Raw genomic sequence first — 10,967 nt, 5'->3', positions numbered from 1 at the left:
GAACATAAACCAATCCCCCAAAATTAAAAGGTGCTGCCAATGCCTATGAATGGAGCCGGCGTCACGTCATGGCCGCCGAACACAACGGCGATTCCGAACACAACGATCGAGAGCGGGAAATACAATGCCTTCTTGGCCGATCTCCTGTCGATAATGAACACGCCGCGCCCGATCACGATGGGCGGCACGGGCGCGAGCACGGCGGTTGGTGGCAATGATGCTCTGCACACGACCAGCAGTGTCATCGCATCAGCCGCAACGACTGATCTGGCCGCGGCAACCGGTGTCTCCGTCACTGTGTCGGGCGCGGCGGTGATCACCGCTTTGGGCGCGCTGCCCAGCGGCGTCTTGCGTTTCCTGACCTTCTCCGGAGCGGCGACGCTTACCCACAATGCCGCCACGCTCATCCTGCCGGGCGCCGCCAACATCGTTGCCGCTGCCGGTGATACCGCCGTGGCGCAGTCCCTCGGTGGCGGCAACTGGCGCATTCGGTCTTACGTCCGCGCCTCAGGCCAGCCGATCGCCGTAATCTCCGACGCCAACCTCCCGACGCGCCTGGCCGTGGTGGCCAAGACCATTGCCGATTGGAACACGGCGCTCGACAACGGCTGGTATATGGGCAGTGGGGCGGCCAACGCCCCTGCGGCAAACACCGGGTGGAACATCGGCACGGTCGAAGCGCACGGTGCTGCCGGATACAGGACGCAGACAGTCTATGACTTCACCACGGCAGCAGCAGCCAACACGACAATCTGGCGGCGCCACCAGAATGGCGGCGTCTGGGGTGCTTGGTACAAAATCCAGTGGTCTCAGGCCGAACAGGATGCGCGATACCTTCAGATCGCCGGCGCTAAATTGCAAACAGCCTATGAGAGCGCGCAGCAGACCTACACGCTAGGGGGGCTTCTGACACTCGCGCACGGTCTTGGTGTCAAGCCAAAACTGTATGGAATGTTTGCACAATGCTCCACAGCAGATAACGGCTGGGCTATCGGTGACGAAATTCCGCTGTTCATGAGCAACGGTGCCGGTAACAAGGGGCATGGTATTTGGCCGGATGCTACGAACATCAACGTCAGGATAGGTAACACCGTTTTCGATTACATCAGCAAAGGCGGTGGTACTGGTTTTGTGGCCACAGCCAGCAGTTGGAAAATTGTCGTGAGGGCATGGGCCTAGGCGAAGCCGCCGACAACCTCCGGAAAACTGATCGCCATTTCCCCAGCATCAGCTTGCGCTGAATATAAAGCATGCGTCTTCCGTCCATCGTAGCGAGCGCGTCGCTGATAGTATTCTTTGCTCGATACCATGGCCGTCAGACCATCAAATCGGCGCTTGAACCTTTTGATGACACCTCGCTCAAATGGGATCAGTTGCTTGAAAGGTTCTGCCCAAGGCGTGTCCTTCGCCAGATCGCGCCAAACTTTGAGGGCTTCAAGTTCGACACCCACCTGATTGCCCCAAGGCTTGCCGCCGGCGAAATGGCGGGCATAGGCATGGGCGAACCGGAATTCCCTTGTGCCGAGTGATTGCAGGTTCCAGTTCGGGTGCATTGTCTGCCACTTGCCCTCGAAGACGATGTTCAGCGCGTTCTGATCGTTCAGTTTTCCGAGAACGGCCGTCTTGCGGGTTAGCCCCAATAGGTCGTCAGCCCGAATCGAGTTCATGTCCATGACGACGACGCCGGAATTGAAGTATGGCGCGCCGGGCTGCAGGCCCAGCTTTTCGCGATATGATGGCCGGAAATACATGTAATCGTCATGAGCGGCGAGTAGTGGGGCGCGCAATTGCTGCCCAACCAGATCGTTGATGTCGCGGTTGAAAAGGACGTCAGAATCTGAATATGCGATGCGATCGTAGCCCGTGAAAACAGGCAACCGATCGGAGAAGAGGCGAACGTAGGCTGCTATGCTGTGGCTTGCGGCCTCAAATCGAGCATTCGCGATGAAGGCGGCGACATCAACCAATTCGACGCGGCCGCTCAATATACGCTGGCCGATACCGAGATCCTCTTGGCGAACTCCGGTATAAAGAAGGTAGCCATCGATCGGCGTCGAAACGTCTGTGATCCGACGCGCTGCAAGGCAGGCGTACGGGAAATATTCCGCGTCAGCGGCCAAAAAGAAGCATGAGTTCATTCGGTCAAATCTGCCCGTCTAAATCGGTGCCGAGAAGGCATGCGCCTACCGCGTTTCCCCTCGCCTGATCTCAAAATCATCGTGGTGCGTCCAATAGTAAACGACAGCTGACATAGCGACGACGCCCAACGCAAAGCCGATCGCCAACCCCAAATAGAACATCTTCGCCTCATCGCAAAAAAGAGCGTGCTTGGCCAACACATACATCAATCACAATTTCTGGGTAAGGGACCGGTAGATATGACCAAATTTTTCGTCGACGCCGATGGCGTCTATCTCGGCGGCTTCGACGGTGAAGGCGTCGTGCTGCCTGAAAATGGCATAGAGGTGCCCGAGGCGCCCGGCGACGCGCGCCAAATCTGGAACGGCAACGCTTGGAGCGAGCAGCCAGCCTTGCGCCGTTTGATTCTGAAATCTGTTGTGCAAGCTCGCATCATAGATGCGGGCAAGATGCCTCAGGCGTATGCCATGCTAATTGGCAACCCGGTCTATTTCGCACGCTGGTTCGCACCCGATCGCCCGGAAGTTTACTGCGATGACCCTGATGCGATCGGCCTGGTTCGTGCCCTTGGTCTCGATCCAGCCGTCATTCTCACGTCGTAAGTTTTTGGCGAATGATATCTATCAGCGTTCGGCGCAAACGATATCGGCCAGCTTCCCGGATTTGTCTTGAAATCGGCTCGGCACCGTAGGCAGCGAAGAACCGATGGACACGAGGCGCTGCAAAGGCCTTCTTGCCTCTGGTGTTGTAGTCCGCAATCTGGAGCTGATGCTCGCTGATCGTCCGCTCCCTCAAGGATAACGCGATGCCTATGCAGAACTGTTCAGCAGCGTCGATCTTGGATATCTCGTGAACGGCAAGCATCGGCGGATAAGCATCGACGAGGGCAGAAAGATTGGCGCGGTGCACGCCGAGGATGCCGCTTTGCCACATAGGCTCTCGGCCCGTCATCACGTAGTCGCCGATACGAAGGTCCTTTCCTTCCAAGATAGGGGTCCATTTGTGCGGCTTCTCCTGGCGCCGCATTACGGAGTGCTTGGGTGTGATGGTCTCAAATCCGCGAGAAAGGTCTGCTGTCGCGTAATGGTCGGTGTCCATGAAAATTAGCCGATCTGCCATTTTCAGAAGTTCGATCATCGCCCTCGCTTTGATGCCGAAATGGTAACGGGCATTGAACGACCAGGCCTGTTTCTGCTCACTGGTGAGAAGTAGCGTCTCGACCGGATAGCCGCCGAACAAGTTGGGCCGGTCGGTTGCAACTATGATCCTGGCTCTCGGGCAATGATGCAACAGCTTCAACGCGCTCAGCAGAGCGCCTTGATGGTAAAAATGGTTTTCGCCATAGGCGATGTAGCCGAATATGTCCGTCATCGGCCGCCCGAGTGCTGCGCGACGAACGCTTCGATCGGCCCTAACAATGACGCCGCTTCCTGCTTGACCTTTTCGTCACTCCACTCCCACCAGCGAATGCTGAGCATTTTCGCAATGACGTCCTCGGCGAAGCGATAGCGTATCAGTCGAGCAGCATTGCCCGCGACAATCGCATAAGGCGGCACGTCTTTGGTGACCACCGAACCGGCGCCTACTATTGCTCCGTCTCCGATCGAGACACCAGGCAAGATGATGGCACCGTGCCCAATCCACACATCATTCCCGACAGAGATACCGCCGGCCTTACCCCCGTTGGGTACGGGCCCGGCCTGGTCGAGGAGCCGACTATAGATCGGGAATGAGGTCGCACTCTGTGTCTGATGCTGACCGGTGCACATGAAAAGAACTTGGCCGGCGACCGAACAGAAGCTTCCGACCTTGAGCGGCGCTTCGCTGGTTGGAAAAAGCACTTTTCGCCAAGTCACGCCGTAGGTGTGCCGCCCGACGGAGACATGGGCCGGAAGCTTCCCGCGTGCGTCTCTAAACCACTTTGAGAAAAACGACATCCTTCCCCGCCCCTGCGCCATTCGGCGCACCTGAAAGCATTTCAACATAACCCAAAGGTTTAACATGGCTATTTCACGTGAAAAGGAATCACTTGCCAAGGTGCTCGCGCACGAAGGCGGGTATTCGAACAACAAGAGAGACCCTGGCGGCCCGACCATGAAGGGCGTCACCCAGCGGGTCTATGACGCCTATCGGAAGGGCAAGGGGCAGGCCACGCGGTCGGTCAAGAGCATCTCGACCGACGAACTCAACGAAATTTACGATCGGCAGTATTGGGACGCCGTGAAGGGCGATCAGCTGCCCGACGGCGTCGATTACGTGCTCTTCGACGGCGCGGTGAACTCAGGTCCCGGCCGGTCGATCATGTTCCTTCAGCAGGCGCTACGGCCTCTCTACACTGGCCGGATTGATGGCGTGATGGGGATCGGCACCCTGACAGCGCTGAAAGCGGTCAATGACAACGACGCGTTGATCGACAGAATCTGTGACGCGCGCATGAACTTCCTGCGCCATCTCAGCACGTTCGCTGTTTTCGGCAAAGGCTGGAGCGCGCGTGTTCGCGAAGTCCGCGCGATCGGCATCTCCTGGGCGACCGGCGAAACTCCGCAAGCTGCGAACTTTGTTGACGGCGCCGACGCCAAGGCATTTGCCGAAGACGCCAAGACCGCTCCATCGACCGCACCGGCAGACGCCGCCATTGGCGCCGGCGGCAGCGGCCTCGGCGTCACCGGCGTTCTGGAAGGCCTTCGGGACCAGCTCTCGCCGCTCTCCTATGCCAGCGAGTGGATCACCAAGATTGTCGTCGTTCTCGCTCTCGTCAGCGCGCTGCTGGTCATCGGTGGCGGCGCCTATCGTTGGTGGACCAACCGGAAGGCAAAGCACCTCGCTGAAGCCCTCGGCACGGCAGGATTTTAATCATGCGAGAGCTGTTTGAAATCTGGCTCACCAAGGCGTTGCCGGCGATCGCCGGCTTCCTGATGGGCGTTCCGGTCGGCGCCGCGGCTGTCTGGTACATCTTCCTGTGACCTGGCTCATCGGTCTCATTGCCGGCGCTGTTGGCGTTCCTCGCCCGCTCGCCGCCGTCATGGCTTGGGCGGCCGTCGCCTTGGTCGTCAGCGGGGCCGCGCTCGGCGTCTACGAATTCATCAAACACCAGGGCGCCGACGAACTGCGCGCCAAAATCGAAAAGGACAACACCGATGCGATCCACGAAGGCATTGATGCGCGCATGTCTCTCGATGAGTGTCTTGACGCTGGCGGCGTGTACGACTTCGGGCGTCAGCGGTGTGCCAGCGCTACGCTTGGCCCTCGGTAACAGCCTCGCCGGGGCACAGGGCAAGACCGTGGCCGACCAGAACAAGATCGATCGCACCATGGCGCCGGGCTGCGCTGTGAATCTCTACACGCGCGGGGAATGCGACGTGCACACCAAGGCGAGCGCTGCGCGCCGGGCTGAATTGAAATAGCAAACACATTAGGCGTCGAGGCGATGGCGGATATTGACATGGCAAACCAGACCAACGGCACTTTCGACCCGGCAACCCAATACGCCCGGATAAGCGAGCGGGTGGAGAACCAAGGCCGCGACATCGTAGACCTCCGCTCCAACATGAACACCGGCTTTCGGAATATCGAGAGCCTGGTCAATTCGCTTGCAAGCGAGCTGCGCGGCTCGAGCAAGACACAATGGCCGGTCCTGCTGACGGCGGTAGGCGTTGCGTTCACGATCCTGGTAGCGGCCGGCACGCAAGCCCTGTCGCCCATTCGCGAAAACGTCAGCGACGTGAAGGACGCGTTGACCGTGATCGCCGACAAGATGGTGACGCAAGCCGAGATGAAATGGCGCACCGACAGAGGGCAGGAAGACCGAACCCGGACAGTAGCCGACATAGCCGACATACGCGCCAGCCTGGTGCCTCGCGCCGAGCATGAGCGGGTCTGGGCGAATTTCGACCAACGCTTCGCTGACGAGCAACGTCAGATCGATGAGATCAAGGCCGCGACCGCCAGCGTCTACAACCAACGGGATGTGATCCGCGATATCCTCGAACGGCTGGACCGGGCCGAGCATCGGGTGCCACCGCCCTGACGACGATATGAAACCAACTATCCGATTTCGCCCCGGCGCCTCACCGTGTCCGGGGCTTTTCGCTTTTCTGGTCCCAGCCGATGCCAAATTGAGTGCTGAGCTTGTTATTGAGGGCTACTTGTTCCATTCGTTTCATTCTGTATAAGCGCGAGCCTAGCAGCAACCGGCAGAAAGTATTTGAGCAAGTCCAATTTCCGGCCTGAGATTCAGGGGCTGCGTGCTATCGCTGTCTCCTCAGTCGCTGTGTTCCACGTCTGGCCCTGGCTAGTCCCGGCGGCTATGTCGGCGTTGACGTGTTTTTTGTCATTTCTGGGTTCTTGATCACCGGCGTCTTGCTGCGGGAGGTGGAGGACACCGGAAGAATTGGCCTACTTGGTTTCTATATTCGCCGGGCGCGGCGCCTCTTGCCTGCCGCGATGCTTGTGCTTCTGCTGGTGGGCTTGGCGACCCCGCTCTATCTACCCTCTGCGCTGTGGAGGGACGGCACCAATGAACTGGTGCACAGCGCCTTCCAATTGGAGAACTGGCGGCTCGCAGCGAAGGCGATTGATTACCTGGCGATGACGAGCGCGCCGAGCCCGGTCCAACATTACTGGTCGCTGTCGATCGAAGAACAGTTCTACGTTGTCTGGCCGGGGCTGATCATCGGCGTCCTGTGGCTTTCACGAAAGGTCCGCAGGCCTTGGCGGCCCTTGCTGGTCGCCGTGCTAGGCGCAATCTTCATCCTTTCCCTTGCCGCCTCAGTATGGCTCACGCTTGTCGACCCGGCGCGGGCGTATTTTGTCACCCACACCCGCATCTGGGAGCTGGCCCTCGGCGCTCTGCTGTGTCTCATCGTGCCGAGGTCAGCCGACACATGGATCGGGGAACGAGCGCGGCGGTTGCTTGGGTTTGCCGGCGTCGGCTCGATTCTCGCAGCCGCCTTTCTGTTCTCGGCCAAGACACCCTTCCCCGGCTACGCGGCCCTGTTCCCGACCGTTGGGACCGCGTTCGTCATCGTCTCTGGTCAAAGCCAGTCGTCGTTCAGCGCCTTTGCTTTGCTCAAGGCACGACCGTTCCAATTCCTCGGCGACATCTCTTACTCGCTCTATCTTTGGCATTGGGCAATCATCGTTTTTTTCACACAGCAAAGTGGCGACACGATCGGCCTTTGGGGAGGCGTGGCCATCCTTACGGCAAGCGCCGGTCTGGCCGCCGTCACAAAGGTTCAGGTCGAGGACCGTTTCCGCTCCCGCGCATCGTTGCCATCACGCCCCAGACTGGTCGAGTGGCTGGCCGTTTTCGCCCCGGTTCCCCTGGTGCCTCTAATCGCATTTTGCGCTGTCTCGATAGAAATTGCCCGGCAAGAAGCGTTGATCTCGAACAACCCCGACGACTATCCAGGGGCTAGGTCATTGTTCTCGAACAAGCCGGTGCCGACCGTAGCGGCCTATGCTCCTGCGCTACCGACAATAAAGCAGGATAAGCCACAAACGGACAGCTGCCGCCCGCCTCGCGAAAACAGCGAACCTGTCGGTTGCCAGGTTGGCGATCCAAATGGGCGGCTCAAGGTGTTCCTGGTTGGCGATTCGCACGCAGAACACTGGCTTCCGGCGTTTCAGGTGACCGCGTCGGATCGAGGGTGGAATGGGGAGAGTTTTACCAAGCCCGGTTGCCCGCTGTTCCCGGCCATGATCATGGTGTCTGACAGCGACCGTCCGTTTCCAGATTGCCTGACCTGGGGTCAGCATATGCTGAGAATTATTCAACAACAAAGGCCAGACATCATCATTTTCGGGCAGAGAGACGTTTTACGTGCTTATCCCGACGACGGAAGCCAGGTGCCCGTGAGCGATACGTTGGTGCAGCTATGGCGCAACATCGAGGCATTGGGCATTAAGGTGGTGGTAATAGCCGACACACCAGCTTGGGGAACGAACCCGGAGCGATGCATGGCTCGGGACCGCCGCTGCTCCGTTCCATATAAATCGGAGCGTGATCGTGATCCGCTGGTCGTTGCTCAGCGCCACTACCCGCATGTGCCCCTCGTCGACTTCAGCGACATCGTATGCCCAGGCAACATCTGCGCCGCTGTTATCGGCAACGTATATGTCTGGCGTGACGGTGACCACCTCACCGCCACCTATTCACGTTCTATGGCCGACATTTTCGGCAAACGCATCGACGCGGCAATCAATGAGCCGCGGGCGGCTGGCGCTCATTGGTCGAACTCCAGGGGCTCGTGATCTGGTTGCTGGTGCCACATGACCTGGCGGAAGTCGCGCCGGTCGACCTGCTGGCCGCAGATGGGGCAGACATGGAAATGCTCTTGCAAGTGAGGATCATGTGGCTTACCGGGCTTAGGCGGTCCGAGGTCGGCTATTCTCGTCATGCTCGAACGAACACGATTCCACGGCAAAAGTTCCGTCAGTTTGGTCTTCTCAGTTGGTGAAAGACATCGCACCAAAAGCGGCAGTCATGGCGGAGCGACTGCTTCCATCGGCACCGGCGGCGCCAATGACGGTGTCGTCACCGGGGTCGGTACCGAAGTAAATGTCGGCGTTGGAACCAATCCAGCCGCCAACCCCAGCAACCCGACCGCTCCGAGCAACCCGAATCTGGCTAGCGTTGTCGGCGATATGTCGAACGCCCAGGTCACTCGGATGAAGAAGCGCTGCGTCGAAGTGCTTAGCAACGAAGATACCTATGATCGTGACCTGCGCCGGCTTGCCTGCTGATCTCGCGCCGTTAACCAGCGACCCCTTTCCGACCTGTCGGGGCTGTCGACATGACACTCTCCAGTTCCGACAGTGCAAGCCCGCCCGCCGAAAGGTTGGGCCGGCTTTTACAGTCAGCGTCCTTCCATCCGCAGCAGACAATCGCGCTTGGCATCAGCGACCTGGCCGAGCAAGCGAAGGAAGACCGCGCGGACAAGCTGGGCATATCCTGCGCAGAGGAAGTCGGCAGCGTGTACGCCGCGATTCTCGGTGCTATCGTGCACCGCGACGCCGGCTTGGCTGACTGAACGAGGCCGCGCTATATCGCGCCCGGCGGGCGTATTCAGTTCAGCGAGCCCGTGGGAAGCCAAGGCCATCCAGTTGATAACAGCGGCAGAGAAGGCCGGCATCGCCCCTCATGAAATCGCTGGCGAGGTCGAAAGCCTCTTCGAACTGCTCTTAGAGGGATGCTGCGGCGAGAGGTGCGCGAGACCGGGCATTAGCCCGGACAAAACGTCTCTCAGAAGGGCAATTGGCGGAGAGGATGGGATTCGAACCCACGAGAAGCTTTTGACCTCTACTCCCTTAGCAGGGGAGCGCCTTCGACCACTCGGCCACCTCTCCATAACGCCGCAAGCTACAGCGACTTCTGCACCCAATGGGACGTGGGTAAGGTCTGACAAAATGAAAACCCGGCGGTTGCCCGCCGGGTTCCATTTTCCAATCAAGCGCGCTATCAGAACGAGCGCTGGAAGCGGAGCATGCCGCCGATGGCGTCGTCGCCATCAGTGATACCGGTCCAGTTGTGGTTCAGGGTGCCACCGTCTTCACCGATGCTGCCTGCATTGACGTAGTCGACTTCGGCCGTGACCGTGAAGCCCGGGACAACGTCGTAGGCAATGTTCGCGGCGATGCCGAGGTTCTTACCTTCGTCATACGAGACCTGGGCGTTGAACGAGGTCTTCTCGTTGATGGTGTAAGTGCCACCGCCCCAGACTGCCCAGTTGCCATCCCACGGCTTGTAGAAGCCGCGGCCGCCGGCCGGGAACGCATAGGTGGTATCCGTCAGGTTGTCGTCGGTGCCGTAGCCGCCCATGATGAAGAGCGACAGGTTCTGCATCGGGGTGATGTCCAAACGAACCTTGCCGGAGACTTCTTCATAGTTGCTGTCATAAGCGAGCACGCCGGTGATGGCGCCCCAGCCCTGCGTGTACTTCAGACCGCCGACGACATGCGGAACGTAGCTGTCGATAGTGCCCACGCCGTAGACGCCGTTGCCGGCAAGGTCTACCGTGCCGCCGCCCGAACCTTCTTCGAGCGAGATCACGGCCGAGAAGCCGTTGCCTGCGTCGAAGTAGTACTGGATGACGTTGGTGTCGAAATCACCGTAGGGAACGAGCGTATCCTGGATGACGTTGCCGGCGTAGCCGATGAACGTGTTGAACGCCGATTCGTCCTTACCGACGCGCAGGCCACCAAGCTGGATCCAGGCGAAGTTCAGCGAAGCACCGGTGTTGCCGGCAGGATTTACGTCACCAAGCGCGCCCGCATCACGGTTGTTGTTCTGGAAGTTGAAGCGGGTCTCGGTGTAGGTCTTCAAGGTGCCGAGCTCGGTTTCCTGGCCGGTCCAGGTCTTCAGCGAGAAGCGGGCCTTCTTGAAGTAGGTGTCATTGCTGCCGCCGTCCTCAACGTCGGCGGACGTCGCACCGTCGAACGAACCGACATCACCCACGCCGATGTCGTAACGGACATAGCCGCCGATGCGCAGGCAGGTTTCGGTGCCGGGGATGTAGAAGTAGCCCGAGCCGTAAACGTCGCAAATCTTGACGTATTCAGCCGGTTCCGGCTCGGCGACGACGACGGCGTCGGCGGCGCGCGCACCGGAAACTGCGATCAGGGCCGCAGCGGAGCCGAGAAGAAGGCTCTTAATGTTCATTTTCTGACCTCCAGTCAAAAGTTAAAAAACGGGTCTGGGTATTCTTTGCTGAAGGACAGCGTTCCCTGCCCCATCCCCACTACCGAAAAAGTGCGCACCGCGCCGCTCCTTCGAAGTCAACATTATCCATGAGGTTTTGATGATCAACCCAGATCGTCAATTCGAAGGA

General features: G+C 59.3%; 13 protein-coding genes and 1 tRNA gene. 9 read left to right on the top strand and 5 right to left on the bottom strand.

From position 1 onward, the window contains the following. The first annotated feature begins 39 nt into the window (after window positions 1–39). Window positions 40–1,179, top strand: a complete 1,140-nt coding sequence (locus NKI05_RS13320) for a pyocin knob domain-containing protein (protein ID WP_352792427.1) — start codon at window positions 40–42, stop codon at window positions 1,177–1,179. On the opposite strand, the gene NKI05_RS13315 is transcribed toward NKI05_RS13320, so the two are convergent. Beyond that, complete coding sequence (locus NKI05_RS13315; RefSeq protein WP_023695655.1) at window positions 1,176–2,138, bottom strand: glycosyltransferase family 8 protein; 963 nt, start codon at window positions 2,136–2,138, stop codon at window positions 1,176–1,178. The genes NKI05_RS13320 and NKI05_RS13315 overlap by 4 nt on opposite strands. A 240-nt stretch (window positions 2,139–2,378) precedes the next feature. Here NKI05_RS13315 and NKI05_RS13310 point away from each other — a divergent pair, with 240 nt between their 5' ends. Next, window positions 2,379–2,741 (top strand): hypothetical protein, encoded by a 363-nt coding sequence (locus NKI05_RS13310; protein ID WP_352792426.1) that lies wholly within the window; start codon window positions 2,379–2,381, stop codon window positions 2,739–2,741. Here the strand turns inward: NKI05_RS13310 and NKI05_RS13305 are convergent. Beyond that, entirely contained in the window at window positions 2,731–3,510 is a 780-nt protein-coding gene (locus NKI05_RS13305; protein WP_352792425.1) for a hypothetical protein, read from the bottom strand. The genes NKI05_RS13310 and NKI05_RS13305 overlap by 11 nt on opposite strands. Further along, complete coding sequence (locus tag NKI05_RS13300) at window positions 3,507–4,076, bottom strand: CatB-related O-acetyltransferase (protein ID WP_352792424.1); 570 nt, start codon at window positions 4,074–4,076, stop codon at window positions 3,507–3,509. Before NKI05_RS13300 ends, NKI05_RS13305 begins: the two co-directional genes overlap by 4 nt. Before the next feature lie 64 nt (window positions 4,077–4,140). On the opposite strand from NKI05_RS13300, the gene NKI05_RS13295 reads away from it, so the two are divergent. From NKI05_RS13295 to NKI05_RS13265, 7 genes are all read left to right on the top strand, one after another. Further along, window positions 4,141–4,992: a glycoside hydrolase family 108 protein gene (locus NKI05_RS13295; RefSeq protein ID WP_352792423.1), complete on the top strand. Its 852-nt coding sequence runs from the start codon at window positions 4,141–4,143 to the stop codon at window positions 4,990–4,992. Between the two features lie 106 nt (window positions 4,993–5,098). Continuing rightward, entirely contained in the window at window positions 5,099–5,392 is a 294-nt protein-coding gene (locus NKI05_RS13290; RefSeq protein ID WP_352792422.1) for a hypothetical protein, read from the top strand. 28 nt (window positions 5,393–5,420) lie between these two features. Beyond that, on the top strand, window positions 5,421–5,543 hold the full coding sequence (locus tag NKI05_RS13285) for a hypothetical protein (protein ID WP_352792421.1): 123 nt from the start codon (window positions 5,421–5,423) through the stop codon (window positions 5,541–5,543). 38 nt (window positions 5,544–5,581) lie between these two features. Beyond that, window positions 5,582–6,166: a hypothetical protein gene (locus tag NKI05_RS13280; protein ID WP_352792420.1), complete on the top strand. Its 585-nt coding sequence runs from the start codon at window positions 5,582–5,584 to the stop codon at window positions 6,164–6,166. 254 nt (window positions 6,167–6,420) lie between these two features. After that, window positions 6,421–8,391, top strand: a complete 1,971-nt coding sequence (locus NKI05_RS13275; protein ID WP_352792480.1) for an acyltransferase family protein — start codon at window positions 6,421–6,423, stop codon at window positions 8,389–8,391. Between the two features lie 144 nt (window positions 8,392–8,535). Then, window positions 8,536–8,883 carry a hypothetical protein gene (locus tag NKI05_RS13270; RefSeq protein WP_352792419.1) on the top strand — a complete coding sequence of 116 codons (348 nt, stop codon included), beginning with the start codon at window positions 8,536–8,538 and terminating at the stop codon, window positions 8,881–8,883. 50 nt (window positions 8,884–8,933) lie between these two features. Further along, entirely contained in the window at window positions 8,934–9,170 is a 237-nt protein-coding gene (locus tag NKI05_RS13265) for a hypothetical protein (protein WP_352792418.1), read from the top strand. A 225-nt stretch (window positions 9,171–9,395) separates the two neighbouring features. On the opposite strand, the gene NKI05_RS13260 is transcribed toward NKI05_RS13265, so the two are convergent. Then, window positions 9,396–9,486, bottom strand: a tRNA-Ser gene (locus NKI05_RS13260). A 112-nt stretch (window positions 9,487–9,598) separates the two neighbouring features. Then, entirely contained in the window at window positions 9,599–10,798 is a 1,200-nt protein-coding gene (locus NKI05_RS13255; RefSeq protein ID WP_352792417.1) for a porin, read from the bottom strand. Window positions 10,799–10,967: the final 169 nt, after the last annotated feature.

The sequence above is a fragment of the Mesorhizobium sp. M0771 genome, assembly GCF_040320155.1.
Classification (GTDB): Bacteria; Pseudomonadota; Alphaproteobacteria; order Rhizobiales; family Rhizobiaceae; genus Mesorhizobium.
The sequence above is the reverse complement of the archived record's forward strand: the minus strand, read 5'-3'. Positions and strand labels throughout refer to the sequence as shown.